Raw genomic sequence first — 25,934 nt, forward strand, 5'->3', positions numbered from 1 at the left:
CCCGCGGGCACGGAGGAGCGGTGACCGCGGGGCTGGTCGTGCGCGGGGCGTCACTGGCCCGGTCCGACGTCGCCGACCGGCCCAGGATCGCTGGTCGGCCGCGATGAGCGTACACAGACAGATCGCCTCCGCGACATGTCCGTCGGGTGTCGGGGACGTCTCGGCGGGGCTGCCCCTGCCGGCGCCGTCCGCCGGGACGGATCAGCCGGGCGGCGGCCTCCGGTGGGAGGGGTCTCCGTTGTCCTCGCCGGTCGCCGGCGCCGGGGATGCGCCCACGCCGTCGGCGGGGTCGGACGCCGGCGGAGCGGGGGGCTGCTCCGCCCGCCCGGCGCCGCCGCGGTCGATGACCTCGCGGGGCCGGCCGCGCTGCCAGACCAGGTAGGCGACCGCCAGCAGGCCGACGACGACGGAGGTGAGGACGTTGAGCCGCACCCCGAGGACCCGTTCCGCCGCGTCGATCCGCAGCATCTCGATCCACAGCCGGCCGGCGCAGTAGGCGGCGACGTAGAGGGCGAAGGCCCGCCCGTGGGACAGCCGGAACCGCCGGTCGGCCCAGACGACGAGCGCCGCGACGGCGAGGTTCCACAGCAGCTCGTACAGGAACGCCGGGTGGTAGGTGCCCTGGACGACGGGCTGCCCGTCCGGGCCGGTCACGGCGCGGCCCTCCGAGGGCAGCCACTCGTAGATCGTCAGCGCCCAGGGCAGGTCGGTGGCCCGGCCGTAGAGCTCGTTGTTGAACCAGTTGCCCAGCCGGCCGATGGCCTGGGCGACCAGGATCCCCGGGGCGATCGCGTCCGCGTAGGCCGGCAGCGGGATGCCGCGGCGGCGGCAGGCGATCCACGCCCCCACCCCGCCGAGGGCGATGGCGCCCCAGATGCCCAGGCCGCCCTCCCAGATCGCGAAGGCCTTGAGCGGGTCGCCGCCCTCGCCGAAGTAGGGGCGGGGGGTGGTGATCACGTGGTAGAGCCGGCCGCCGACGATGCCGAAGGGCACCGCCCACACCGCGATGTCGAGCATCTCACCAGGCGCTCCGCCGCGGGCCACCCAGCGGCGCTCGCCGATCCAGCAGGCGGCGGCGATGCCGGCGATGATGCACAGCGCGTAGGCGCGCAGCGGGAACGGGCCCAGCTCCCAGACGCCCTGGCTGGGGCTGGGGATCGCGGCGAGCACGGTCATGTGGGCACCTTGGCACGCCGGACGCCCGCGGCCAGCTCCTCGGACAGTTCCCGGACGCCCGCGGCGCCGCGGCCGTCGAGCATCCGGCGCACGTAGGCCGACCCGACGATCACCCCGTCGGCGAACGAGGCGACCTCGGCGGCCTGGTCGCCGTTGGAGACCCCCAGCCCGACGCAGACCGGGAGGTCCCCGGCGACCCGTCGGGTCCGGGCCACCAGTTCACCGGCCGTCGCGCCGACCGTCGCGCGGGTCCCGGTGACCCCCATCGTGGAGGCCGCGTAGACGAACCCGCGGCAGGCGGCGACGGTGGCGGCCAGCCGGGCGTCGGTGGACGACGGCGCGACCAGGAAGACCCGGTCCAGGCCGGTCCGCTCGGTGGCCGCCAGCCACGGGCCGGCCTCGTCGGGGATCAGGTCGGGGGTGATCACCCCGGCGCCCCCGGCGGCGGCGAGGTCGTCGGCGAAGCGGTCGACCCCGTAGCGCTCGATGGGGTTCCAGTAGCTCATCACCACCGGCACCGCACCGGCCGCCGCCACCGCCGACACCGCCGGCAGGACGTGGCGCAGGCCGATGCCGGCCCGGACGGCGACGTCCATCGCCTCCTGGATCACCGGCCCCTCCATGCCCGGGTCGGAGTAGGGGACGCCGACCTCGACGACGTCCGCCCCGCCCTCGACGGCGGCGACCATGGCCTCGATGGAGGCGTCCACGTCGGGGTGGCCGACCGGCAGGTAGGCGACCAGCGCCGCGCGGCCCTCGGCCTTGGCGGCGGAGATCCGGCTGTGCAGGGCGCTCATGCCTGCTCCCCCGCGTCCTGCCCGGCGACCGCCTCGCCGCCCGAGACGGCGCCCTCGGTGGGCCGCTGGTCGGTGTCCAGGCCCGGGCCCGGGTCGGCGCCGCGGCCGGCCTCCACAGCGCGGTCGTCCTCGTCGGTCGGGGCGCCGTGCTCGCCCAGCCCGAACCAGGCGCTCGCCGTCTCGACGTCCTTGTCCCCGCGCCCGGAGAGGTTGACCAGCAGCAGCGCGTCCTCGCCGAGCTCCCGGCCCACCTGCATCGCGCCGGCCAGGGCGTGCGCGGACTCGATCGCCGGGATGATCCCCTCGGTGCGGCAGAGCAGCGCGAAGGCCTCCATCGCCTCGGCGTCGGTGACCGGCCGGTACTCCGCCCGGCCCAGGTCGTGCAGGTGCGCGTGCTCGGGGCCGACGCCCGGGTAGTCCAGGCCGGCGGAGATCGAGTGCGACTCGATGGTCTGGCCGTTGTCGTCCTGCAGCAGGTAGGAGCGGGCGCCGTGCAGCACGCCGGGCTCGCCCCCGGTGATCGTGGCCGCGTGCCGGCCGGTCGCCACGCCGTCGCCGCCTGCCTCCAGGCCGACCAGCCGGACGCCGTCGTCGGGCACGAAGGCGGTGAAGATCCCGATCGCGTTGGAACCGCCGCCCACGCAGGCCAGCACGACGTCGGGCAGCCGGCCGCAGCGCTCCAGCACCTGCTCGCGGGCCTCGTCGCCGATCACCCGCTGGAAGTCGCGGACCATGGCCGGGAAGGGGTGCGGGCCGGCGACGGTGCCGAAGACGTAGTTGGTCGTCTCCACGTTGGTCACCCAGTCGCGGAACGCCTCGTTGATCGCGTCCTTGAGGGTGCGCGACCCGGTGGTGACCGGGACGACCTCGGCGCCCAGCAGCCGCATCCGGGCCACGTTGAGCGCCTGCCGACGGGTGTCCTCCTCGCCCATGTAGACGGTGCAGGACAGCCCCATCAGGGCCGCGGCGGTCGCCGTCGCCACGCCGTGCTGGCCGGCGCCGGTCTCGGCGATGACCCGGGTCTTGCCGATCCGCTTGGTGAGCAGCGCCTGGCCCAGCACGTTGTTGATCTTGTGCGAGCCGGTGTGGTTGAGGTCCTCGCGCTTGAGCAGCACCCGGGCGCCGCCGCAGTGCTCGGCGAACCCGGGGACGTCGGTCAGCGGGCTGGGCCGGCCGGTGTAGTCGCGCTGCAGCCGGTCGAACTCCTCGAGGAAGGCGGGGTCGACCCGCATCGCCTCGTAGGCGGCGGTGAGCTCGTCGAGAGCGGCGATCAGCGCCTCGGGCACGAACCGGCCACCGTAGGGACCGAAGTGCCCGGTCGCGTCCGGCCACGCGGGCCGCTCCGCCGGGTGCGCGCTGGACTCGCGGACGTCGGGGGCCGGTCGAGCGGCGGAGAGGGTCACCCCCTCAGTGTCCCGCGAACTGGCTAGCGGGCGGCGCGCGGGGTCGCCGGGTGCGAACCGGCGGTGACCAGGTCGGCCACGGCCTGGCGGGCGTCCCCCGCGGTGACCAGCCCCTCGCCGACCAGCACCGCGTCGGCTCCCGCCCCGGCGTAGCTGATCAGGTCGTGCGGCCCGCGGACGCCGGACTCGGCGACCTTGACCACCCCGGAGGGCAGGCCGGGGGCGATCCGCTCGAAGGTGGAGCGGTCGACCTCCAGGGTGGTGAGGTCGCGGGCGTTCACCCCGATGACGGCGGCGCCGGCGGACAGCGCCCGGTCGGCCTCGGCCTCGGTGTGCACCTCGACCAGCGCGGTCATGCCCAGGGACTCGACCCGCTCCAGCAGCCCGGTGAGCGTGTTCTGGTCCAGCGCGGCCACGATCAGCAGGACGACGTCCGCGCCGTGCGCCCGCGCCTCGTGCACCTGGTAGCTGGTGACCACGAAGTCCTTGCACAGCACCGGGACGTCGACTGCGGCGCGGACGGCGGCGAGGTCGGCGTGCGAGCCGCCGAAGCGGCGCCGCTCGGTGAGCACGCTGATCACCCGGGCTCCCCCGGCGGCGTACTGGGCGGCCAGCCAGGCCGGGTCGGCGATCTCGGCGAGGTCCCCCTTGGACGGGCTGCGCCGCTTGACCTCGGCGATCACCCCGACGCCGGGGGCGCGCAGCGCGGCGAGGGCGTCCAGCGCCGGCGCGGCGTCGGTGGCGGCGGCGGCCACCTCGGCCAAGGGGACGGAGGCCTGGCGGGCGGCGACGTCCTCCCGGACGCCGGCCAGGATCTCGTCGAGGACGCTCATGGACTCTCCCCGCTGAGGGTCTCGCTGCGTACCGGCGAGGCACAAGTCACGCGCCCACCGCGGAGCGTGAACCCCTCAGCATGGAACACCGGACGTCTCCTCACCAGTCGGATCGGTGAGGCCACTGTAGAGACGCGCCGACCGGCGGCCTGCCGGGGGCTCGGTGCTCCTCCCCCGAGGGGGTGGGTCACACTGTCCGGCCCGTCCGGGGGCCGGTGGGGTCTGCGGTGGGGTCCTCTCCCCGGTCCAGGGCCCGCCAGGCTGCCTGGTGCTCGTCCTCCGGAGTGGCCGCGCGGGCCGGGCGCGCCGGGGCGGCCGCGGACGCCCCGCCGGTCCGCTCGCCGCCGGTCCGCTCGTAGCGGCGGCCCATCCCCGGCCAGCGCCGGCCGCGGACCGTCACCAGCAGGCCGGCCGCGACGGCGACCAGCCCGGCGGCCACGGCGAGCCCCGGCCAGCCGACCGACACCTCGCCGGTGGCGGACCCGCCGACCACCCCCGCCGCGTCCTGCGCCGCCGCGGTGGTCATCCCGCCGGTCAGCGCGCGCAGGCCCGACCAGACCAGTCCCGCGCCGGCGGCGACGACCAGCAGACCGACGCCCAGCCGGCCGGCCCCGCGGACGGCGAGCACGGCGACGGCCGCGGCGAGCAGCAGCAGCCCGCAGGCGGGGACCAGCGGTGCGACCTGCGCCCCGGTCAGCGTGTCCACGACCGGCGGCAGCGGGGGCTCACGGGTCACGGTGACCTCCAGCCAGCGCTGGGCCGACGACGACAGCGCCAGCCCCCCGGCGGCGATGCAGCCGACCAGGGCGAGGGTCATCTCCCGACGAGCAGCCGTCACTTGAGTTCCCGCAGGCCTTCCGCGGTGGCGATCGCGGACAGCACGGCTCGGGCCTTGTGCCGGGTCTCGGCCTCCTCGGTGGCCGGGTCGCTGTCGGCCACGATCCCGGCGCCGGCCTGCACGTACGCCGTCCCGGCGTGCAGCACCGCGGTGCGGATGGCGATGGCCATGTCCATGTCGCCGCTGGCGTCGACGTAGCCGACGGTGCCCGCGTACAGCGCCCGCCGGGTCGGCTCCAGGGACTCGATGACCTGCATGGCCCGCGGCTTGGGCGCCCCGGACACCGTGCCGGCGGGGAAGGTCGCGTCGAAGACGTCCAGGGCGTCGCGCCCGGGCAGCAGCCGGCCGCCCACGGTGGAGACCAGGTGCATGACGTGGCTGTACCGCTCGACCCGCATGAAGTCCGCGACCTCCACGGTCCCGGGCACCGACACCCTGCCGAGGTCGTTGCGGGCGAGGTCGACGAGCATCACGTGCTCGGCCCGCTCCTTGGGGTCGGCCAGCAGCTCCTCGGTGAGCCGGACGTCCTCCTCCGGGCTCGCCCCGCGGGGGCGGGTGCCGGCCGGGGGGTGCACGACGGCGCGGTCGCCGGTCACCGTCACCAGCGCCTCCGGGCTGGAGCCCACGACGTCGAAGGGCGACTCCCGCCCGGCGAAGCGCAGCAGGTACATGTACGGCGAGGGGTTGCTCGCCCGGAGCACCCGGTAGAGGTCGAGGGCCTCGACGTCGGTGCGCAGCTCGAAGCGCTGGGCGAGCACGGTCTGGAAGACGTCGCCCGCGCGGACGTGCTCCCGGATCCGCTCGACACCGGCCTCGTACACCCCCGGCGCCATGTTGCTGCGCACCGGCGGCGGTTCGGCGGTCTCCAGCACCGCGACCCCCGGCGGCACGGCCTTGGTCAGGTCCACGGCCATCGCGTCCAGCCGGGTGACCGCGTCGTCGTACCCGCCGGCCCCGCGCACCGCGTTGGCGATGAGCAGCACGGTGCCGTCGGTGTGGTCGAGCACGGCCAGGTCGGTGACCAGCATCAGCGCCAGCTCGGGCATCCCGAGGTCGTCGGTGCTGGTCTGCGGCAGCCGCTCCAGCCGCCGGACGACGTCGTAGCCCAGGTAGCCGACCAGCCCGCCGGTGAGCGGCGGGAGGCCCGGAGTCCGCGGGGACCGCAGCCGGCGGGTCAGCGTGCGGACGGCGGCCAGCGGGTCGCCGGGCAGGTCGTCGGTGAGCCCGGGCAGCGGTTCGCCGACCCACACCGACGTCCCGTCGCGCTCGGTGAGGACGCCGGCGCTGCGGACGCCCACGAAGCTGTACCGCGACCACTGCTTGCCCTGCTCGGCGGACTCCAGCAGCACGGTGCCCGGCCGGTTGCCGGCGAGCTTGCGGTAGATGCCAACCGCGGTCTCGCTGTCGGCGAGCAGCCGCCGGGTGACCGGCACCATCGGGGCGCCGAGGGCGGCGAAGTCCTCGCGGGACGGGGTGGTCTCACCGAGCCGCACGGGACACCTCCAGCTCGCGGTGGAAGCAGCTGCGCTCGCCGGTGTGGCAGGCCGGGCCCTCCTGGTCGACGAGCAGCAGCAGCGCGTCGCCGTCGCAGTCCAGCCGCACGTCGCGGACCCACTGGCGGTGCCCGGAGGTCTCGCCCTTCACCCAGTACTCGCCGCGGCTGCGCGACCAGTAGGTGGCCCGGCCGGTGGTGAGGGTGCGGCGCAGCGCCTCGTCGTCCATCCAGGCGACCATCAGCACCTCGCCGGTGTCGTGCTGCTGGACGACGGCGGCGACCAGGCCGGCGTCGTCCCGGCGGAGCAGGTCGGCGACGGCGGGGTCGAGAGCGGGGTCGAGGGTGGGGCCGGACATGGCCCGATCGTCCCACCCGGGGGCGCCGGGCCCCTCAGCTGCCCGGGACGGCCGCCCGCCCGGGTCGCCAGGTCCGCGCCGACGGGGTGGCGGCCAGCGCTGCGGAGGCGGCGGCCAGCACGGCGAAGACCACCGGCACGCCGAACACCCCACCGCCCAGGCCGGGGAGCGCGGCGGCGTCGAGCACCACGGCCCAGTAGACCGACAGGGCCACCTCGGCGGCCGCTGCGGCCAGCAGCCAGGCGCGCCGGCCGCCGAGCACCAGCACGCCGCCGGCGACGAGCGCGGCGACCAGGCCCAGGTGGACCAGCGAGATCCACGGGCCCAGTCCGCCGGCGGAGCGCCGGGTGACGGCCAGCAGCGCGCTGAAGACCATCGCGTACACGGTCCCGAACAGGGTCAGCAGGGCCAGCACGAAGGCGAGCACCGCGGCGGCGATCGTCGTCCCCGGCCGGGACGGGCCGGAGGGGGCCCGCGGCGCCGGGCCCCAGGCCGGCGGCGGGTACCCGAACGCCGCCGGGGGGTACGCCGGCGGCGGGTTCCCGGGTCCGTAGCTGGGCGGGCCGGTGTACGGGACGACGGCGTCCCAGTCCTGCTGCTCCCCCGGGCCGGCGCTCACAGACCGGCCGCCGCCCGGCCGGGGACGGCGGACGGCGAGCGGCGGGCCTCCGCGCGCGCGGCCACCCAGCGCCGGACGCCGGGCAGCGCCGCCAGCAGCGCGCTCGTCCCCGGCGCCGCCCAGGCCAGCAGCAGGGGGCTCCCGGTGCCGTCGCCCAGGGCGCCGTAGAGGACGGCGGCGACGACGAGCAGCGACAGCGCCCCGGCCGGCAGGGACACCGCCAGCCAGGAGCGGCCGAGCAGGAGCAGTAGGGCGCCGATCAGCAGGACGACGGCGAGCAGGGCGGGCCCGGCGACGAACAGCCAGCGGTCGCCGGTGAGGTCGCCCTCGGAGAAGGCCAGCGCCAGGACGCCGAAGAAGGCGACGGCGACGGCGCTGAGCACGGCGAGGCCTGCCGCCAGGACCGCGGCGACCGGGGGGCGCCGGCGCACGACCGGGGCGGGACTGGGCTGCACGCCAGCACGGTAGGGCCGCGGGGGCCGGTCCGGCGGCGGGCGCGCCCACGCCGCGCCGGAGGCCCCCGCTGCGTCAGTCGGTGGAGCCCAGCCAGTCCCGGACGCGCGGGGTGAGTGCGAGCAGCAGCGCCAGCACCGGGCCGGCGAGGACCAGCGCGCTCAGCCCCCCGGGCGCCGGCTCGCCCATCGCCGCCGAGTCGGCGGACAGCCGGGCGACGAACACCGCGGCCGCGGCCAGCCCGGCGGCCAGCGGCCACCAGCCGCGGCGGCGGAGCAGCAGCACCCCGCCGGCGGTCAGCGCCGCGGCCGCGGCCAGCGGGACGACCGCCCAGGCCCGGCCGATGCCGCCGCTGTCCGGCTCGCCCAGGGCGACCAGGACCAGGGAGAGCCAGAGGGACACCAGCGCACCGAGGAAGGCGGCGACGGCGCCGGCGACGGCGGCCGGCGGGGTGGGGGCGACGGGGCGGGTGTGCCGCGGCGGGGCGGCCGGTGGCGTCATGGCCGGAGGGTAGGACCGCGAGCGCGCCCGTGGAGGCCCTGCCGTCGCGGGTCAGGCCACGGGGTCGGGCTGGCGGCCCGACGACCGCCGCCAGGAGGCGTGCAGCCGCGCGTAGGCGCCCGGGACGTCGACCAGCTCGTCGTGCCGCCCGCGCTGGACGACCCGGCCGGCGTCGACGACGAGCACCTCGTCGGCCCGCTCGGCGGTGGACAGCCGGTGGGCGATGGTGAGCGTCGTCCGGCCGGTGGTGAGGGTGTCCAGCGCGCGGGTCAGCCGCATCTCGGTGGCCGGGTCGACGGCGCTGGTGGCCTCGTCGAGCACCAGCAGGTCGGGGTCGGCGACGTAGGCGCGCGCGACGGCCACCAACTGCCGCTCCCCCGCCGACAGCGACTCCCCGCGCTGCCCGACCGGCGTCGCCACCCCGGCGGGCAGGGTCTGCAGCCAGTCGCCCAGGCCCAGCTCCTCGACCGCCCGCGTGACGTCGGCGTCGGTCAGCCGCGGGCGGCCGTACCGGACGTTGTCGGCGATCGAGGCGTCGAAGAGGAAGCCGTCCTGCGGGACCATGACGACCCGCTCGCGCAGGGAGCCGAACGCGACGTCGGTCAGCGGCACGCCGCCGATGAGCACCCGGCCCTCGGTGGGGTCCATAAGCCGGGTGACGAGCTTGGCGAACGTCGTCTTGCCCGATCCGGTCTCGCCCACGATGGCCACCCGGGTGCGGGGCGCGATGGCCAGGTCGACGTCGTCCAGCGCCTTGGCCCCGCCGGCGGCGTAGCGGAAGCCGACGTGCTCGAACCGCACGTCCAGCGGCCCGGGCGGGAGGGTGCGGGCCCGCTCCGGGTCGGACAGCGCGGGGTCGCGGACGTCGGGCTCGGTGTCCAGCACGTCGAGCACCCGGCGGAACCCGGCGACGGCGTTCTGCGCCTCGTTGAGCACCTCGCTGGCCATCTGCACCGGGGCCACGAAGAGGGTCACGAGGAAGAGGAAGGCGACCAGGGTGCCGGCGGTGACCTCGCCGGCGATGCCGAGTGCGACGCCGACCACGACGACGGCGACGTTGGCCACGGCCGCCACGAACTCGCCGCTGACGTACACCGCGGCGGTCACCTTCTGGGCGTCGACGGACGCGCGGTAGTGCCGGTCGATGGCCCGGTCGATGCGGGCCGCCGTCCGCCCGCGGATGCCGTAGGCGCGCACGGTGGGCGCGCCGACCACCGACTCCGAGACCGCGCCCAGGACGTCGCCGACCCGTTCCCGGACGACGCCGTAGGCGTCGGCGAGGCGGCGGGAGAAGTACCGGAGGGCGACGGCGAGCGGGATGAAGCAGACCAGGACGAGCAGGGTCAGCTGCCAGCTGTACACGGCCATGACGACGGTGGCGACGACGAGCTGGCCGACGCTGACCAGGCCGAGCACGCCGCCCCACTGCATGAAGACCGACAGCTGGTCGACGTCGCTGGTGACCCGGGAGACCAGCGAGCCGCGACGCTGGCCCTGCTGGTGGAGCACCGAGAGGTCGTGCACGTGCCGGAAGGCACGCACCCGGAGGCCGGCCAGCGCGGTCTCCGTCGTCCGGAAGAGCCGGACGTTCATCCGGTAGACGGCGATGCTGGTGACCACGACGACGGCGGCGCTGACCAGCACCAGGTCGCGGACCAGCGGGATGTCCGGGCCGCCCGGGGCGCCCAGGCCGCGGTCCAGGGTCTGCTGCACCGCGATGGGCACGACGACCCGGCCGGCGGTGGCGACCAGGGCGAGCAGGAAGGTGACAGGCAGCCCCTGGCGGAACTCCGGCATCATCGCGAGGCCGCGGCGGAGGGTGGCCATCGCACCCTCGGGGCGGGTGTCGGCGGCGAGCAGCGGCTCGGCGTCGTCCGGCCGGCTCACGCGCCCACCTCCACGGTCTCGGCGGGGCGCCCGGCCGGCTCGGGCGGCTGGTAGGCCTGGACCAGGCGGGCGTAGCCGGGGACGCGGGCCAGCAGCTCGGCGTGGCTGCCGCGGGCGACCAGCCGGCCGCCCTCGAGCCAGACCACCTCGTCGGCCAGCGCGATGGTGGCCTGCCGGTAGGCGACGACGACGACGGTGGCGGGCCGGTCGGCGGCACGCAGGGCGTCGAGGATGCGGGCCTCGACCGAGGGGTCGACGGCACTGGTGGCGTCGTCCAGGACCAGCAGCCGGGGCCGGCGGACGACGGCGCGGGCGAGGGCCAGCCGCTGTCGCTGGCCGCCGGACAGGGTGGCGCCGCGCTCGCCGACCCGGGTGTCCAGGCCGTCGGGGAGGCGGGCGACGAAGTCGTCGGCGGCGGCGGTGCGCAGCGCGCCGCGCACCTGCTCGTCGGTGAACGGGGCGCCGAGGGTGACGTTGTCCCGGACGGTGTCGTCGAAGAGGAACGTGGACTGCGGGACGAAGGCGACCTGCCCGCTGACCTCGCCCTCGCGGAGGGTGCGCAGGTCGACGCCGTCGAGCAGCACGTCGCCGGTGTGCGGGTCGACGAGGCGGACCAGCAGGCCGGCGAGGGTGGACTTGCCCGACCCGGTGGGGCCGACGACGGCGACGGTGCGACCGGCGGCGACCTCGAAGGTGACGCCGTCCAGGGTGGGCCGCTCGGCACCGTCGAAGCGGAAGTCCACGCCGCGCACGCCCAGACCGGCGCCGCCGGCCCCGGCGGGTGCGGCGTCGGGGCCGTGCGGCGTCTCGCCGGTGGCCTCGAGGACCGGGGTGACCCGGTCGAAACCGGCCAGGGCGCGGGGCAGGTCCGCGAGCACCCAGCCGATGGCACGGATGGGCAGCGCCAGCAGGGTGAAGAGGTAGGCGATGGACACCAGGTCGCCGGCGTCGGTGGCGCCGCCGGCGACGCGGTCGGCGCCGACGAGCAGGACGGCGAGGGTGCCGAGGTTGGGCAGCGCCTCCATCAGCGGGTCGAACAGGCCGCGGACCCGGCCGACGGCGACCAGGCCGTCGCGCAGCTCGTCGGCGCGGGCGGCGAAGCGGGCGGTCTCGTCGGCCTCCCGGCCGAGGGTCTTGACGACGAGGGCGGCGTCGAAGCTCTCGTGGGCGATCTCGCTGACCTCGGCGCGGAGCTGCTGGGCGTGGGCCTGCCGGGGGGACATGACCTGGCTGTAGACGGCGTTGAGCACGAAGACCAGCGGGAAGACGACGAGGCCGACCACGGCGAGCAGCGGGTCGGTGAGGACCAGGGCGGTGACGGTGATGGCCACCATGACCAGGGCGCCGCAGGCGAAGGGCAGCGGGGAGACGAAGAACCAGCTGGCCTCGACGTCGGAGTTGGCGTTGGACAGCAGCTGGCCGGTGGGGTGGCGCTGGTGCCAGGACAGCGGGAGGCGGAGGTACTGGCCGGTGACCCGGCGGCGGTACTCCGCCATCAGCCGGTAGCTCATGATGCCGGCGAACAGCCGGCGGCCCAGGATGCCGATGATCTTGAGGACGGCCACGGCGAGGATCGCGGTGGCGGCCAGCACGAGGGCGGCGGCGGTGGTCGCGCCCTCGGCGAAGGCCGGCAGCAGGACCCGGTCGGTGATGCCGCCGATGACGTAGGCGCTGGCGACGGTCATGCCGCCGTAGAGGCTGCTGCCCAGCAGCGCGAGGACGAAGATCTTCGGCTGCTCCCGGACGGCGCGGCCGATGTGGCGGAGCCCGCGCCGGACCACGGCGTCTCGTCGGCGCGGCACAGGTGTCCCTTCGGAGGTGGTGCGGTGGAGGTTGCGAGCGTACGCGCGGTCCTTACCCCGCCTAACGGACAACAGTCCGTTCTAACCTCGGGGGGTGCCGAGACCCGCTGAGTCGCTGTCCCAGTCGGAGCGGGCCGCGCTCGCGGACCTGCTGGAGCAGCTGGGACCCGACCAGCCGACGTGCTGCGAGGGGTGGCGGACCAAGGACCTCGCCGCGCACCTCGTGGTGCGGGACCGCCGGCCGGACACCATGCCCGGGGCGGTGCTCGGGGGGCCGTGGGGGGCGTGGACGGACCGGGTGAGGTCGCGGACGGCGCGCGGCCGGATGTGGGCGCAGCTGGTGCACGAGGTCCGCTCGGGGCCGCCGGCCTGGATGCCGACCGCATGGCCGGCGGTCGACCGGGTGCTCAACGCGGTGGAGATGGTGGTGCACCACGAGGACGTCCGTCGCGCGCAGCCGGACTGGTCCCCGCGGGAGCTCCCGGCGGAGGTGCAGGACCGGTTGTGGTCGCAGGTCCCGCTGCTGGCGCGGAGCCCGGCCGCGGCGCGGACGGGCGGCGGGCTGGTGCTGCGGCGGACCGACCGGCCCGCCGGGGACGCGGCCGAGCGGCGCGTGCGCGCGGGAACGCCCACGACGACGGTGGCCGGCGAGCCGCTGGAGGTGCTGCTGTGGGTCAGCGGCCGCCAGGACGTCGCCCGCGTGGAGGTCACGGTCGACTGAGGGCGGTGACCAGGCCGCGCGTGCCGTCGACGACGAGCGGCTGGCCCGTCGTGATCCTCCGCGTGGCCTCCGGCAGGCCGACGACCGCCGGGATGCCGTACTCGCGGGCGACCACCGCCCCGTGGGAGTTCGGGCCACCCATCTCCATGACCAGCCCGCCCGCGGTCAGGAAGAGCGGCGTCCACCCAGGGTCGGTGGACGGCGCGACGAGGACCTCGCCCGGTGCCAGGTGTGCCCCCTCGGGGTCGAGCACGACGCGGGCCGGCCCGGTGACGGTCCCGGCGGACGCCGCCGTGCCCACGAGCGCGCCGTCGACCTCCGGTGGCGTCCCGGACAGGGCCTCGGGCTCGGTGCCGTCGCTGAGCAGCACCCGGGGCACGTGGCGGCGGGCCGTCTCCCGGTCGAAGTCGGTGCGCCGCTCCGCGACGACCCCGCGCAGATCCCGACCGTCGAGTGCCTCGGCGACCTCGCCGAGGCCGAGGAAGAACACGTCCTCCGCTCCCGCGAGCCGGCCGCGGCCGGCCAGGTCCGCGCCGACCAGCAGCAGCTCGCGGCGCGCCTGCGCGAGGACCAGCACGATGTCGGACTTGGGCAGTTCGCGGATGCCGGCGAGCCGGCGGGCCCGGTCGAGGGCCAGACCGACCGCGCCCGCCCGCAGCCTGCCCCGCCGTCGGGCCCGGTCCGTCAGGGCCGCGACCATGGCCTCGGCCTCGGTGGCGCCCCGGGCGAACACCCCGTCCGGTGCCCTGCCCGGGTCCTCCAGGCGCAGGTAGTTGGCGAGCACGCCGAGCACGTGGGTCGGGTCCTCGGCCCACCGGGGCATCCCCACGTCGATCTCGGCGACGGCGCGGTGGCCGTAGCGGTCGAGGAACCCCCGCAGCCGGGCCTGCAGGACCGGCGCCAGCGTCCCGCTGCGGAAGCGCTCGGCGAGCTCCGCCGGCGACCCGCCCCGCACGGCCGCTGCGGCGTCCTCGTCGGCCCGGATCGCGGTGGCGACGCTCCACAGCTCGAGGTCCATCTCCGTCGTCACGTTGTGCGGCAGACCCCGCAGGACGGTCGCCAGGTCGCCCGGCCGTGCGTCCGCCCCGAGCAGCCGGCCGGCCAGCCACAGCATCCCGAACCCGGCCGCGGCGGGCGGCATCACCTGCGGCACGACCCGGACGACGGCATCCCCGAGGAGCCCGACGACGAAGTCCAGCCGCTGCGCGGCGGTGGCCGACGCCGGCGGCATCGGTCGGGTGCGCAGCCGCGCGCCGACGCGGTCCACCCGACGACGCGCCGCCTCCGGCCGCGCCACCGCCTGTGCCAGCTGGAAGGGGATGCCGAACCGCGCCGCCACCCACCCGAGCCGCCGCACCACCGGCCACCACGAGGTATGCACGACGGGGATCCGGGGATCGCCGGACAACCCGCGCAGCACCACCGCCGAGCGTGCCTCCATGACGTCGAGGACCCGCGGGAACACCGCCCGCCCGGGGACGCTGCGCATGATCGTGGTGATGTCGAAGAACAGCCGCCCGGCCGCCTCGTGCACCGGCGGTGGCCCGGCCACCGGGTCGGCCGGCGGGTGGTCGTAGAACCGGGCGACGGAGGAGGCGATCACCCGGATCGCGGACACCCCCATGGGGGTGAGCGGACGGGTCAGTCCCTGGGCGAGGCTGAAGCAGAAGTAGACGCGGAGCCCGTCCGCCGACTCGCCGTCCGGCAGCGGGAACAGCGTCGTCACCGGCCGGGCCTGGGTGAGCCAGAGCCGGCCCGCCCGGTCGATGGCCCACTCGGTGTCCTGCGGCCGGCCGTAGTGCTCCTGGACCCGGGCACCGAGCCGGACCAGCGCGCGGAGCTGGTCGTCGGACACGCAGGGGGTGGCCGACGCCGGCAGGGGGACCGTCTCGGTGCCGCCCTCGGCCCGCGGGCGGACCACGACGCGCTTGTCCCCCAGCCGCCGTTCGCGCACGGCCCCGGTGCGGCTGTCCAGCACGAAGTGGTCGGGGTTGACCGCCCCGCTGACCACGGCCTCGCCGAGACCCGGGCCGGCGTCGACGACCGTCTCATCGCGCCGTCCGGTGACCGGGTTGACGGTGAACAGCACACCGGCGACGTCGGCGTCCACCAACCGCTGCACCACGACGGCCAGCTGTGTGCCGGCGTGGTCGATCCGGTTGCGCAGCCGGTAGGCGACGGCCCGGTCGGTCCACAGCGACGCCCAGCAGCGGTGGACCGCGTCCAGGACGGCGTCCGCCCCGACGATCCCCAGGTAGGTGTCCTGCTGCCCGGCGAAGCTGGCGAAGGGCAGGTCCTCGGCCGTCGCCGAGGACCGGACGGCCACCGGGGGCTCGCCCAGGTCCCGGTAGGCGGCGGTCACGGCGTCCGCCACGTGCCCGGGCACGGGGACGGACAGGATGCGCTCCCGCGCGCGGGCGGCGAGCTCGGCTGACCGGTCCTGGTCCCCGGGCGTGATGCCGGCCAGCTGTTCGAGGATCTCGGTGAGGTCCGTGGCGGCCGCCAGGTCGCGGTAGGCGTTCGTGGTCACGCAGAAGCCGTCGGGGACCGGGAGGCCGGCTCCGAGGAGCTCACCGAGGTTGGCCGCCTTCCCACCGGCCAGGGGCAGGGCCTCGGCATCGAGGTCCCGCAGCTGGACGACGACGGCGTGCTCGGGGCTGTGTCGACGACCGACCGGATGGGTGGCACTCATCGCGACCTCCTCCGTCCCGGGACCGACAGAGCGCGCTCGACGCTACTCCGGACGGTCCGTGGCGTCGGGCCTCAGCGCGTGCCCGTGGCGCCGTGGTCGGTCCGGCCGCGCCTGCTCAGGGCCGTGGGTGGTCCACCTCCCGCCGGACGGGCACGCCTGCCTCGGCGAGGGCCTGCTTGACGTCCCCGACCCGCAGCTGCCCGAAGTGGAAGACGCTCGCCGCCAGCACGGCGTCCGCGCCGGCGGCCACCGCCGGCGGGAAGTGCTCGACCGCACCCGCTCCCCCGCTGGCGATCAGCGGGACGGTCACCTCGCGGCGCACGGCGGCGATGAGGTCGGTGTCGAAGCCGGCCCGGGTGCCGTCGGCGTCCATGGAGTTCAGCAGCACCTCTCCGACACCCAGCTCGGCGGCCCGGACCACCCACTCCACCGCGTCCCGGCCGGTCCCCTGCCGCCCGCCGTGGGTCGTCACCTCGAAGCCCGAGTCGGTGGTGACGCCGTCGCGGCACCGTCGCGCGTCCAGCGAGAGGACCAGCACCTGGTTGCCGTACCGCTGGGCGATCTCGGCGATCAGCTCGGGCCGGGCGACCGCCGCGGTGTTCACCGCGACCTTGTCCGCGCCGGCGCGCAGCAGGCGGTCGACGTCCTCGACGGCGCGCACCCCGCCACCGACGGTCAGGGGGATGAAGACGCTCTCCGCGGTCCGCCGGACGACGTCGTAGGTGGTCTCCCGGTTGCCGGAGCTGGCGGTGATGTCCAGGAACGTCAGCTCGTCGGCGCCCTCGGCGTCGTACACCCGGGCCATCTCCACCGGGTCGCCGGCGTCCACCAGGTCGACGAAGTTGACGCCCTTGACCACCCGGCCGGCGTCCACGTCCAGACACGGGATGACCCGCACCGCCAGGCTCATGCCGATGCCCCCCGCACGGCGTCCGCCTCGACCTCCACCAGCATCGCCGGGTCGATCAGCGCGGCCACCTGCACCATGGACGTCGCCGGCCGGATGTCGCCGAAGACCTCCCCGTGCGCCCGGCCGACCTCCTCCCAGCGGCCGATGTCGGTGACGTACATCCGCGTGCGGACGACGTCACCGAGGGAGAACCCGGCCTGCTCCAGGGCCCGGCCGATGGCGGCCAGCGCGACCCGGGTCTGCGCGCCCGCGTCGCCGGGGTGCACCACCTCGCCGTCGACGGTCGCCGTCGTCCCGCTCACCCAGGCCGAGGACCCCGCGACGACGACCCGGCTGTAGCCGACGACGTCCTCCCAGGGCGCCCCGGAGCCGAGGCGGAGGGCGCTCATCCGGCCTCCTCCACCGTGACGGCCAGCGCCTCGGGCAGCGTGAACGCCCCGGCGTACAGCGCCTTGCCGACGATTGCGCCCTCCACGCCCACCGGCACCAGGCCCGCCAGCGCCCGGATGTCGTCCAGCGAGCTCACCCCGCCCGAGGCGACGACCGGGCGGGCCGTCGCGGCGCACACCTCCCGCAGCAGGTCGAGGTTGGGACCGCGCAGGGTGCCGTCCTTGGTGATGTCGGTGACCACGTAGCGGGCGCAGCCCTCGGCGTCGAGCCGGGCGAGGGTCTCGTAGAGCTCGCCGCCCTCCTTGGTCCACCCCCGGGCCGCCAGCCGGGTGCCACGGACGTCCAGGCCGACGGCGATCCGGTCGCCGTGCTCGGCGATCGCCCGTGCGCACCACTCCGGCGACTCCAGCGCGGCGGTGCCCAGGTTCACCCGGCGGCAGCCGGTGGCCAGCGCCGCGGCCAGCGACTCGTCGTCCCGGATGCCGCCGGACAGCTCGACGTCGACGTCCAGCTCGCCCACCACCCGGGCGAGCAGCTCCCGGTTGGACCCGCGGCCGAAGGCGGCGTCGAGGTCGACCAGGTGCACCCACTCCGCGCCGTCGCGCTGCCAGGCCAGCGCCGCCTCCAGCGGGTCGCCGTAGGAGGTCTCGCTGCCGGCCTCCCCCTGCACCAGACGGACGGCGAGGCCGTCCGCGACGTCGACGGCGGGCAGCAGCTGCAGCTTCGGCACGGCGACAGCGTAGGGACAGGCCCGCTGTAGCCCTCGTCACCGGTAGCCCTCGTCACCGGCCGGCCGCCCCGCGTCCTGCACCTCCCGGACGTACCGCCAGGCGTCGGGACCGGTGCCGTCGACGTCGGTGAAGCCGTACACCTGTGCCAGCTGCCCCGACGACAGCGACTGGCCCGACCACCGCGCCCGGTCCGGGTCGGCGGCGAGGGCGGCCACCGCCCGGCCGACGAACCGCGGGCTCTCCGAGATGCAGAAGTGCGGCTCGTCCGCCGTCGCGGCACGCCAGTTCTCCTCGGTGACCCCGAAGCCCTCGAGCATCATCTCCGAGCGCAGCCAGCCCGGGGTCAGCGCGACCGCCGTCCCGCCGTGCGGGCGCAGCTCGTGCGCCTGGGAGAAGCCCAGCCGGGAGACCGCGACCTTGGCCAGGTCGTAGAACGCATTCACGCGGTAGGTGACCGCGTTGTAGTCCGCCGGCCCGTCGGTCATCTCCACCACCAGCCCGCCGGGCCGGCGGATCAGCAGCGGCAGCGCAGCGTGGCTGGTGACCAGGTGCGTCTCGACGGCCAGCCGCAGCAGCCGGAGGCCGTCGTCGAGGTCGTGCTCCCACAGGGGCGTGTCCCAGGCGAACAGCAGCTCGCCGCCCCAGATGTCGTTCACCAGCACGTCGAGCCGGCCGGACTCCGCGTCGATCCGGGCCACCAGGTCGGCCACCTGCGCGGGCACCAGGTGGTCGGCCACCACCGCGATCCCGCGCCCGCCGGCGGCGGTGACCAGTTCGGCGGTCTCCTCGACCGTCTCGGGCCGGTCGTACTCCGACCGCTGCCCGCGGGTGCTGCGGCCGGTGCACCAGACCGTGGCGCCGGCAGCGCCCAGCTCGACGGCGATGCCCCGCCCGGCGCCGCGCGTGGCACCGGCGACCAGGACGACCCGGCCGGTCAGGTCAGGGTCCGCGCTGTCCATGCCAGCACCCTGCCCGCCACCTCCGACAGTTCCGTCGGCCTCCTGCGGCAGGGTGGGTGCATGGAGTTCCGCGACGTGGTGCGCCGGCGCCGGATGGTCCGCGACTACGACCCCGACCGTCCGGTGCCGCCCGAGGTGCGGGAGCGGCTGCTCGAGCACGCCGTCCGCGCGCCCTCCGCCGGGTTCAGCCAGGGCTGGGCGTTCCTGGTCCTGGAGACGCCGGAGGAGCGCGACCGCTTCTGGACGGCGACCACCGCCGAGGGCCCGCCGGACGGCTGGCTGACCCGGATGCGCCGCGCGCCGCTGCTGGTGGTCCCGCTGTCGCACAAGGCGGCCTACCTGGACCGCTACGCCGAGCCGGACAAGGGCTGGACCGACCGCGACGAGTCCCGCTGGCCGGTCCCCTACTGGGACGTCGACACCGGCATGGCGTCGCTGCTCATGCTGCTGACCGCCGTCGACGAGGGGCTGGCGGCCTGCTTCTTCGGCGTGCCCCCCGAGCGCATCGCCGGGTTCCGCGCCGCCTTCGGGGTGCCCGAGGGGTACACCCCCATCGGCTGCGTGTCGGTGGGCTACGCCGGAACCGAGGACCGCCGGTCGCCGTCCCTGCGGCGCGGCCGCCGCGGGGTCGGGGAGGTCGTGCACCGCGGTCGGTGGTGACTGGTTGACTCCCCCCGTGCCGAACCACACCACCTCCCGCGCCGTCCTGGTCACCGGCGCCTCCCGCGGCATCGGTCGGGCGATCGCGCACGCCTTCGCGGCGCAGGGCGACCGCGTCGCGGTGCACTGGAGCGCGGCGCGCGACCGCGCCGAGCAGGTGCTCGCCGAGCTCCCCGGCGACGGCCACGTCCTGGTGCAGGCCGACCTGGCCGACGCCGAGGCCACCGGCGCGATGGTGGACGACGCCGCCCGGCTGCTCGGCGGCCTGGACGTGCTGGTGAACAACGCCGGGGTGTTCACCGCCCACCCGCCGCTGGAGACCTCCTGGGCGGAGTGGCAGCAGGCCTGGTCGACGACGCTGGCGATCAACCTCGTCGGCGCGGCCAACGCCACGTTCCGCGCGGTGCCGCACCTGATCGCGGCCGGCGGCGGCGCCGTCGTCAACGTCTCCAGCCGGGGTGCCTTCCGCGGGGAGCCGAACACCCCGGCCTACGGCGCCTCCAAGGCAGGGATGAACGCCTTCGCCCAGTCGATGGCCCTCGCGCTGGCGCCGCACGGCATCTCCGTCACCTGCGTGGCGCCGGGCTTCGTGCAGACCGAGATGGCCCGGGAGGTGCTCGACGGGCCCGGCGGGGACGCCGTCCGCGCCCAGTCCCCCTACGGCCGGGTCGCCCGGCCCGAGGAGGTGGCCTCGGCGGTGCTGTGGCTGGCCTCGCCGGACGCCCGCTTCTCCACCGGCACGATCGTCGACGTCAACGGGGCCAGCTACCTGCGCAGCTGACGCACACTCGGGGCATGGCCCCGACGCTGCCCCGCCGTGCCGGCCGGCGCACCAACGTGGGCCTGCTCGCGCTGCTGCTGACGGCCGGGGGCACCGGCGTGCTCGCCTTCGCCGTGGGGTCGCCGGTCCTGGCGCAGCTGGTCGTCGCGGCGCACGGCGCCGCCGGGCTCGGGCTGCTGCTCCTCGTGCCGTGGAAGGCCGTCGTGGTGCGGCGGTCGTGGCGCCGTCCCGGCGTCGGGACGCGCGGAGGCGGCGGGGTCTCCCTCGGGGTGGCGACCCTGCTGACGCTGTTCACCGGCGTGCTGCACGCGGCCGGCGTCCCCGGGCCGTGGTCGTGGTCGGCGGGGATCCCGGTGCTGCACCTGCACGTGGCCGCCGGGGTGGCGACCGGCGCCCTGGTCGTGGTGCACGCGGTCGGACGGCGGCAGCGGCCGCGGGCCACCGACCTGGACCGGCGCGGCCTGCTGCGGGCCGGCGCGCTGGGGGCCGGCGCGGTCGCGGTGTGGGGTGCCGGCGAGGGGCTGCTGCGGCTGACCGGTGCACCGGGTGCCCAGCGGCGGGCCACCGGGTCGTTCGAGCGGGGCACCGACGACCCGGCCGCCATGCCGGTCACCCAGTGGATTTCCGACCCGGTGCCCGAGGAGCCCGCAGCCGCGCTGGAACTGGTCGCGGCCGGCCGGCGGGTGCGGGTCCCGGTCGCCGACCTCGACCGCGGGGACGCCGTCCGCGCGGTCCTGGACTGCACCGGCGGCTGGTACGCCGAGCAGGACTGGCGCGGCGTGCGGCTGGACCGGCTGCTGGAGCTCCTCGGGTCGGACCTGCCCGAGGACGGCAGCGTCGACGTCGTCTCCGTGACCGGGTTCCGGCGCCGGCTGCCGCTGTCCGAGGCGGGCGGGCTGCTGCTCGCCACGCACGCGGCGGGCCGGCCGCTGTCCGCGGGGCACGGCGCCCCGGCTCGGCTGGTCGCCCCGGGGCGGCGGGGCTTCTGGTGGGTCAAGTGGGTGGCGCGGGTGGAGGTGGTCGACGCTCCCTGGTGGGTGCAGTCACCCTTCCCCCTGCAATGACCCCGGAGCCGGTCAGACGGTCTGCAGCCAGTTGGTGAGCAGCTGGGCCCCGGCGTCGCCGCTCTTCTCCGGGTGGAACTGGGTGGCCGACAGCGGCCCGTTCTCCACCCCGGCGACGAACCGGTCACCGTGCTCGGCCCAGGTCACCGACGGCGGGGTCAGCCGGCTGGGGACACCACCCTCCTCGGCCAGCGGGAACCGCCGCACGCCGTAGGAGTGCACGAAGTAGAAGCGCTGGTCGTCCAGGCCGGCGAACAGCGTGGAGCCCGCCGGGGGCTGCACGGTGTTCCACCCCATGTGCGGGAGCACCGGCGCCTGCAGCTGCTCCACCACACCGGGCCACTCGCCGCAGCCCTCGGCGTCCGAGCCGTGCTCGACGCCGCGCTCGAAGAGCACCTGCATGCCCACGCAGATGCCGAGCACCGGCCGCCCACCGGCCAGCCGGCGGCCGATCACCTTCGGACCGTCGACGGCGCGCAGCCCGTGCATGCAGGCCGCGAAGGCGCCGACGCCGGGGACCACCAGGCCGTCGGCGTCCAGCGCCTGCTGCGGGTCGGCGGTGACCGTGACGTCGGCGCCGACCCGGGACAGGGCGCGCTCGGCCGAGCGCAGGTTGCCCGACCCGTAGTCGAGCACCACGACCTTCTTCACAGCAGCCACGCTACCCATCAGCGGCGACCGGCCTTCCCGGATTCCCGCGGTGCGATGAGTTCCGGCCGGGCCGCGGGTCCTCTCTGGTGACCGTCGCAGACGTCGCACGACGCTGCACGGCACGAGACGTCACGGAGGACGCCATGACGACCACGCACGACGACCCGACCACCGCGCTGCCCGGCCGCCCGCCCGTGGTGGACCTGGCCACCTGGCGATCCGCCAGGGACGAGCTCCTGGTCCGCGAGAAGGCGCACACCCGTGAGGGCGACGCCCTCGCCGCGGCTCGCCGCCGGCTGCCCATGGTGGAGTTCGACGGGACGGTCGAGGTCGTCGGACCCGACGGCCCGGTCCCGTTCCTGGACCTGTTCCAGGGGCGCGACGAGCTCGTCGTCTACAAGCACATGTGGTACGACGGCGCGCCGCACCAGGGGCAGTGCGAGGGCTGCACCGACGCGGCCTGGCACATGCGCGACGCGGTCTACCTCAACGCCCGCGGCGTCTCCTTCGCCGTCCTGACCACCGGCCGGTGGGACGAGGTCGCCTCCTTCGTCGAGTTCATGGGCTACCGCCAGCCCTGGTACTCGGTGCGCGGTGTGGCCGAGCCGGTCGGCGGCGAGATGGGGTACCTCACCTGCTTCCTGCGCGACGGCGACCGCGCGTTCCTCACCTACTCCACGACGGGCCGCGGCATCGAGACGGCCAACGGGTCGTTCGGCCTGCTCGACCTGACGCCCTACGGCCGCGGCGAGGCGTGGGAGGCGAAGCCCGAGGGCTGGCCTGAGGGGCGCGACGCGTGCTGGTACTGGCGCACGGACGCCGACGGTGTCGCCACCTGGGGCCCGACCAGCCGCCCCGTGCCGCAGTGGACCCGCCCCGGCGCGACCCCCGTGGACACCCTCGGCCGGCAGGAGTGAGGCCCGCTGCATGGTCCCGCGCCGGGCGTGCGCGGCAGGAGCCAGTCCGTCAGATCAGCCGCAGCACACCGGCCGCGGTGGCGGTCAGCGCGGCCAGCAGGAGCAGCACCGCGAAGGCGACCTGCGGGCCGGTGCGCCCCTGGGTGTCGGAGTCGGCCCGGAAGATGCTGTACGCGCCACCGAGCAGGAACCCGCCCAGGACGAGCAGCAGGCCGCCGAAGCTCATCGGGCTACAGCGCGCCCTTGGTGGAGGGCACGTCGGTGACCCGCGGGTCCAGGGCGACCGCCGTCCGCAGTGCCCGCGCGAGGGCCTTGAACTGGCCCTCCACGATGTGGTGGGCGTCCCGGCCGGCGTAGAGCACCCGCACGTGCAGGCTGATCCGGGCGTTGAAGGCGAAGGACTCGAGCACGTGCTTGGTCAGTGACGTCGGGTAGTCCGGCCCGATCATCGGGGTCATGCCCTCGGGCTCGGCGTGCACGAAGTAGGGCCGGCCGGACAGGTCGACGGCTGCCTGCACCAGCACCTCGTCCATCGGGATGGTGGCGTCGCCGTAGCGGGTGATGCCCCGCTTGTCGCCTAGCGCCTCGGCGAAGGCCTGCCCGAGCGCGATCGCTACGTCCTCGACGGTGTGGTGCGCGTCGATGTGCAGGTCGCCGTCGGCCCGCACGGTGAGGTCGATGCCGCTGTGCTTGGCCAGCGAGGTCAGCATGTGGTCGTAGAACCCGACGCCGGTGGCGATGTCGCCGGCGCCCGTGCCGTCGAGGTCGACCTCGACGACGAGCTTGGTCTCGCTGGTGGCGCGCTCGACGCGGGCGGTGCGGTGCGCTGACATGGCGGTCATCTTCCCTCAGTCGTGCGGTGGGTCGCGGCGATCTCACCCAGGGCGGTGAGGAAGGCGTCGGTCTCCTCCGGCGTTCCGGCGGTGACCCGCAGCCAGCCGGCCAGGCCGACGTCGCGGACCAGCACGTCGCGGTCCAGCAGCGCCTGCCAGGCGGCCGGGGCGTCGGCGAATCGGCCGAAGAGCACGAAGTTGGCGTCGCTGGGCACGCTGGTCAGCCCCAGGCCGGGCAGCGCCGCGACGATCCGGTCCCGCTGGCCCTTGACCGCGTCGACCGTGGCCAGCAGCTCGTCGGTGTGCGCCAGCGCGGTGCGGGCGGCCGCCTGGGTGAGGCTGGACAGGTGGTAGGGCAGCCGGACCAGCTGGACGGCGTCCACCACCGCCGGGTCCGCGGCCAGGTAGCCCAGCCGCAGGCCGGCCATCCCGAACGCCTTGCTCATCGTCCGGCTCACCACCAGGCGGGGCCGGCCGGGGAGCAGCGTCAGCGCCGAGGGGGTGCCCGGGCGGGCGAACTCGGCGTAGGCCTCGTCCACCACGAGCACGCCCGAGGTGGCCTCGTACAGGTCGGCGATGGTGGCCAGGTCGACCGCCGTCCCGGTGGGGTTGTTCGGGCTGGTCACGAAGACGACGTCCGGGCGCACCTCGCGCAGCTGGGCCACCGCGGACGCGGCGTCGATGGTGAAGTCGGCGCTGCGGTGGCCGTCCACCCACCCGCTCCCGGTGCCCGCGCTGATGATCGGGTGCATCGAGTAGGACGGCGTGAAGCCCAGCGCGGTGCGGCCCGCGCCGCCGAAGGTCTGCAGCAGCTGCTGGAGCACCTCGTTCGAGCCGTTGGCCGCCCAGACCTGCTCGGGGGCGATCGGCTCGCCGCTGGTCCGGGTCAGGAACGCGGCGAGGTCCGCGCGCAGCGCCGTGGCGTTCCGGTCGGGGTACCGGTTCAGGCCGCGGGACGCCTCGGCCAGCGCCGTCCCGAGGTCGGCGAGCAGCGACGCGGGCAGCGGGTAGGGGTTCTCGTTGGTGTTGAGCTGGTGGGTGACCGGCAGCTGCGGGGCGCCGTAGGCCGTGCGGCCGCGCAGCTCCGGCCGCAGCGGGAGCTCGTCGGTCGTGGTCACCGGCGCTGCCGGGCCCGCACGGCGGCGGCGTGCGCGGGCAGGTCCTCGGCGCCGGCCAGCGCGTCGATGTGCCCGGCGACGTCGGCGAGGGCCTGCTCGTCGTACTCGACCAGGTGGATGCCGCGCAGGAAGGACTGCACGCTGAGCCCGCTGGAGTGCCGGGCGCACCCGCCGGTGGGCAGCACGTGGTTGGACCCGGCGCAGTAGTCGCCCAGCGACACCGGCGCCCACGGCCCCACGAAGACGGCGCCGGCGTTGCGCACCCGCATCGCCACCGCCCGGGCGTCCCGGGTCTGGATCTCCAGGTGCTCGGCGGCGTAGGCGTCCACGACGGCGAGCCCGGCGTCCAGGTCGTCGACGAGCACGATCCCGGACTGGCTGCCGCCCAGCGCGGTGCTGATCCGGTCGCTGTGCTTGGTGGCCGCCACCTGGCCGGGGACGAGCTCGACGACGGCGTCGGCGAGCTGCTCGCTGGTCGTCACCAGGACGGCGCCGGCCAGCGGGTCGTGCTCGGCCTGGCTGATCAGGTCCGCGGCCACGTGCACCGGGTCGGCGGTGTCGTCGGCGAGGACGGCGACCTCGGTGGGCCCGGCTTCGGAGTCGATGCCGATCAGCCCGCGCAGCAGCCGCTTGGCCGCCGTCGTGTAGACGTTGCCCGGCCCGGTGACCATGTCGACGGGCTCGCAGGAGCCGGCGCCGTAGCCGAAGACGGCGATCGCCTGGGCCCCGCCGACGGCGTAGACCTCGGTGACGCCGAGCAGCGCGCAGGCGGCCAGCACCCCGGGGTCGGGCAGCCCGCCGTTGTCCCGCTGCGGCGGGGTGGCCACCGCGATGGACTCCACGCCGGCCAGCTGCGCCGGGACGACGTTCATCACCACCGAGGACAGCAGCGGGGCCAGTCCCCCGGGCACGTACAGCCCGACCCGGCGGACCGGGACCCAGCGCTCGGTGACGGTGCCGCCGCGGACCACGTCGGTGGTGACGTCGGTGCGCCGCTGGTCGGCGTGCACGGTGCGGACCCGGCGGACCGCCTCCTCCAGCGCCGCGCGCAGCGTCGGGTCGCAGGCGGCCAGCGCCTCGTCCAGCGCGGCGCGGGGGACGGCGAAGTCCTCGAGGTCCACGCCGTCCAGCCGGGCGGTGATCTCCCGGACCGCCGCCGCGCCCCGGTCCCGCACGTCGTCGCAGATGGGCCGCACGACGGCCAGCACCGAGTCGATGTCGGTCGCGGCCCGCGGCAGCAGCCCGGCGAGCTCGCGGGCCCCGGGCAGCGCGGACCCGCGCAGGTCGATGCGGCTGAGCACGGGGGACCTCCGGGAGCGATGGGCGGAACACCCCACGGTAGTAGGC

The 25,934-nt window shown here is 76.1% G+C and carries 27 protein-coding genes; 5 read left to right on the forward strand and 22 right to left on the reverse strand.

All coding sequences use genetic code 11. From position 1 onward, the window contains the following. Nucleotides 1–201: 201 nt before the first annotated feature. From lgt to ACWIX6_RS14265, 12 genes are all read right to left on the reverse strand, one after another. Complete coding sequence (gene lgt, locus ACWIX6_RS14210) at nt 202–1,176, reverse strand: prolipoprotein diacylglyceryl transferase (protein ID WP_448613077.1); 975 nt, start codon at nt 1,174–1,176, stop codon at nt 202–204. Continuing rightward, nucleotides 1,173–1,973 carry a tryptophan synthase subunit alpha gene (gene trpA / locus ACWIX6_RS14215; RefSeq protein WP_448613078.1) on the reverse strand — a complete coding sequence of 267 codons (801 nt, stop codon included), beginning with the start codon at nt 1,971–1,973 and terminating at the stop codon, nt 1,173–1,175. The genes lgt and trpA overlap by 4 nt, the downstream gene beginning before the upstream one ends. Continuing rightward, nucleotides 1,970–3,376, reverse strand: coding sequence for a tryptophan synthase subunit beta (gene trpB / locus ACWIX6_RS14220; protein ID WP_448613079.1), 1,407 nt, complete (start codon nt 3,374–3,376; stop codon nt 1,970–1,972). The genes trpA and trpB overlap by 4 nt, the downstream gene beginning before the upstream one ends. A gap of 23 nt (nt 3,377–3,399) precedes the next feature. Continuing rightward, on the reverse strand, nt 3,400–4,209 hold the full coding sequence (gene trpC / locus ACWIX6_RS14225; protein WP_448613080.1) for an indole-3-glycerol phosphate synthase TrpC: 810 nt from the start codon (nt 4,207–4,209) through the stop codon (nt 3,400–3,402). A 187-nt stretch (nt 4,210–4,396) separates the two neighbouring features. Beyond that, nucleotides 4,397–5,026 carry a Trp biosynthesis-associated membrane protein gene (locus tag ACWIX6_RS14230; protein ID WP_448613081.1) on the reverse strand — a complete coding sequence of 210 codons (630 nt, stop codon included), beginning with the start codon at nt 5,024–5,026 and terminating at the stop codon, nt 4,397–4,399. 17 nt (nt 5,027–5,043) lie between these two features. Beyond that, a complete protein-coding gene (locus ACWIX6_RS14235; protein ID WP_448613082.1) occupies nt 5,044–6,540 on the reverse strand; it encodes an anthranilate synthase component I in 1,497 nt (498 codons plus the stop codon). Further along, complete coding sequence (gene hisI, locus ACWIX6_RS14240; protein ID WP_448613083.1) at nt 6,527–6,898, reverse strand: phosphoribosyl-AMP cyclohydrolase; 372 nt, start codon at nt 6,896–6,898, stop codon at nt 6,527–6,529. Before hisI ends, ACWIX6_RS14235 begins: the two co-directional genes overlap by 14 nt. Before the next feature lie 34 nt (nt 6,899–6,932). Continuing rightward, entirely contained in the window at nt 6,933–7,517 is a 585-nt protein-coding gene (locus ACWIX6_RS14245; protein ID WP_448613084.1) for a hypothetical protein, read from the reverse strand. Continuing rightward, entirely contained in the window at nt 7,514–7,972 is a 459-nt protein-coding gene (locus ACWIX6_RS14250; RefSeq protein ID WP_448613085.1) for a hypothetical protein, read from the reverse strand. The genes ACWIX6_RS14245 and ACWIX6_RS14250 overlap by 4 nt, the downstream gene beginning before the upstream one ends. Nucleotides 7,973–8,045: 73 nt before the next feature. After that, nucleotides 8,046–8,471 (reverse strand): hypothetical protein, encoded by a 426-nt coding sequence (locus ACWIX6_RS14255; RefSeq protein ID WP_448613086.1) that lies wholly within the window; start codon nt 8,469–8,471, stop codon nt 8,046–8,048. A gap of 51 nt (nt 8,472–8,522) precedes the next feature. Next, nucleotides 8,523–10,358 (reverse strand): ABC transporter ATP-binding protein, encoded by a 1,836-nt coding sequence (locus tag ACWIX6_RS14260; protein ID WP_448613087.1) that lies wholly within the window; start codon nt 10,356–10,358, stop codon nt 8,523–8,525. Further along, nucleotides 10,355–12,139 carry an ABC transporter ATP-binding protein gene (locus ACWIX6_RS14265; protein WP_448613088.1) on the reverse strand — a complete coding sequence of 595 codons (1,785 nt, stop codon included), beginning with the start codon at nt 12,137–12,139 and terminating at the stop codon, nt 10,355–10,357. The genes ACWIX6_RS14260 and ACWIX6_RS14265 overlap by 4 nt, the downstream gene beginning before the upstream one ends. Before the next feature lie 115 nt (nt 12,140–12,254). On the opposite strand from ACWIX6_RS14265, the gene ACWIX6_RS14270 reads away from it, so the two are divergent. After that, nucleotides 12,255–12,881 carry a TIGR03085 family metal-binding protein gene (locus tag ACWIX6_RS14270; protein WP_448613089.1) on the forward strand — a complete coding sequence of 209 codons (627 nt, stop codon included), beginning with the start codon at nt 12,255–12,257 and terminating at the stop codon, nt 12,879–12,881. Here ACWIX6_RS14270 and ACWIX6_RS14275 read toward each other — a convergent pair. From ACWIX6_RS14275 to ACWIX6_RS14295, 5 genes are all read right to left on the reverse strand, one after another. Further along, entirely contained in the window at nt 12,868–15,573 is a 2,706-nt protein-coding gene (locus tag ACWIX6_RS14275) for a PEP/pyruvate-binding domain-containing protein (RefSeq protein WP_448613090.1), read from the reverse strand. The genes ACWIX6_RS14270 and ACWIX6_RS14275 overlap by 14 nt on opposite strands. Before the next feature lie 115 nt (nt 15,574–15,688). Continuing rightward, nucleotides 15,689–16,483, reverse strand: a complete 795-nt coding sequence (gene hisF, locus ACWIX6_RS14280; RefSeq protein ID WP_448613091.1) for an imidazole glycerol phosphate synthase subunit HisF — start codon at nt 16,481–16,483, stop codon at nt 15,689–15,691. Then, a complete protein-coding gene (locus ACWIX6_RS14285; protein ID WP_448613092.1) occupies nt 16,480–16,872 on the reverse strand; it encodes a RidA family protein in 393 nt (130 codons plus the stop codon). The genes hisF and ACWIX6_RS14285 overlap by 4 nt, the downstream gene beginning before the upstream one ends. Continuing rightward, nucleotides 16,869–17,603, reverse strand: a complete 735-nt coding sequence (priA, locus tag ACWIX6_RS14290) for a bifunctional 1-(5-phosphoribosyl)-5-((5-phosphoribosylamino)methylideneamino)imidazole-4-carboxamide isomerase/phosphoribosylanthranilate isomerase PriA (protein WP_448613093.1) — start codon at nt 17,601–17,603, stop codon at nt 16,869–16,871. Before priA ends, ACWIX6_RS14285 begins: the two co-directional genes overlap by 4 nt. 36 nt (nt 17,604–17,639) lie before the next feature. Continuing rightward, nucleotides 17,640–18,563, reverse strand: coding sequence for an SDR family oxidoreductase (locus tag ACWIX6_RS14295; RefSeq protein ID WP_448613094.1), 924 nt, complete (start codon nt 18,561–18,563; stop codon nt 17,640–17,642). 60 nt (nt 18,564–18,623) lie between these two features. Between ACWIX6_RS14295 and ACWIX6_RS14300 the strand changes: the two genes are divergently transcribed. From ACWIX6_RS14300 to ACWIX6_RS14310, 3 genes are read left to right on the forward strand one after another with little or no spacing between them, the layout of a single operon-like run. Beyond that, on the forward strand, nt 18,624–19,223 hold the full coding sequence (locus tag ACWIX6_RS14300) for a nitroreductase family protein (RefSeq protein WP_448613095.1): 600 nt from the start codon (nt 18,624–18,626) through the stop codon (nt 19,221–19,223). Nucleotides 19,224–19,239: 16 nt separating this feature from the next. After that, the gene (locus ACWIX6_RS14305) at nt 19,240–20,004 is read left to right on the forward strand and encodes an SDR family NAD(P)-dependent oxidoreductase (RefSeq protein WP_448613096.1); all 765 of its coding nucleotides are present in this window, start codon (nt 19,240–19,242) and stop codon (nt 20,002–20,004) included. Nucleotides 20,005–20,018: 14 nt separating this feature from the next. Then, a complete protein-coding gene (locus ACWIX6_RS14310) occupies nt 20,019–21,068 on the forward strand; it encodes a molybdopterin-dependent oxidoreductase (protein ID WP_448613097.1) in 1,050 nt (349 codons plus the stop codon). Nucleotides 21,069–21,080: 12 nt separating this feature from the next. Here ACWIX6_RS14310 and hisH read toward each other — a convergent pair whose 3' ends face one another. After that, nucleotides 21,081–21,719: an imidazole glycerol phosphate synthase subunit HisH gene (hisH, locus tag ACWIX6_RS14315; protein WP_448613098.1), complete on the reverse strand. Its 639-nt coding sequence runs from the start codon at nt 21,717–21,719 to the stop codon at nt 21,081–21,083. Nucleotides 21,720–21,862: 143 nt separating this feature from the next. On the opposite strand from hisH, the gene ACWIX6_RS14320 reads away from it, so the two are divergent. Next, nucleotides 21,863–22,636: a DUF899 family protein gene (locus tag ACWIX6_RS14320; protein ID WP_448613099.1), complete on the forward strand. Its 774-nt coding sequence runs from the start codon at nt 21,863–21,865 to the stop codon at nt 22,634–22,636. Nucleotides 22,637–22,685: 49 nt separating this feature from the next. Here ACWIX6_RS14320 and ACWIX6_RS14325 read toward each other — a convergent pair whose 3' ends face one another. From ACWIX6_RS14325 to hisD, 4 genes are read right to left on the reverse strand one after another with little or no spacing between them, the layout of a single operon-like run. Continuing rightward, nucleotides 22,686–22,862 carry a hypothetical protein gene (locus ACWIX6_RS14325; RefSeq protein ID WP_448613100.1) on the reverse strand — a complete coding sequence of 59 codons (177 nt, stop codon included), beginning with the start codon at nt 22,860–22,862 and terminating at the stop codon, nt 22,686–22,688. Between the two features lie 4 nt (nt 22,863–22,866). Next, the gene (gene hisB / locus ACWIX6_RS14330; RefSeq protein ID WP_448613101.1) at nt 22,867–23,478 is read right to left on the reverse strand and encodes an imidazoleglycerol-phosphate dehydratase HisB; all 612 of its coding nucleotides are present in this window, start codon (nt 23,476–23,478) and stop codon (nt 22,867–22,869) included. Beyond that, a complete protein-coding gene (locus tag ACWIX6_RS14335) occupies nt 23,475–24,587 on the reverse strand; it encodes a histidinol-phosphate transaminase (RefSeq protein ID WP_448613102.1) in 1,113 nt (370 codons plus the stop codon). Before ACWIX6_RS14335 ends, hisB begins: the two co-directional genes overlap by 4 nt. After that, on the reverse strand, nt 24,584–25,888 hold the full coding sequence (gene hisD / locus ACWIX6_RS14340) for a histidinol dehydrogenase (RefSeq protein ID WP_448613103.1): 1,305 nt from the start codon (nt 25,886–25,888) through the stop codon (nt 24,584–24,586). The genes ACWIX6_RS14335 and hisD overlap by 4 nt, the downstream gene beginning before the upstream one ends. Nucleotides 25,889–25,934: the final 46 nt, after the last annotated feature.

Source organism: Modestobacter sp. URMC 112, assembly GCF_053502575.1.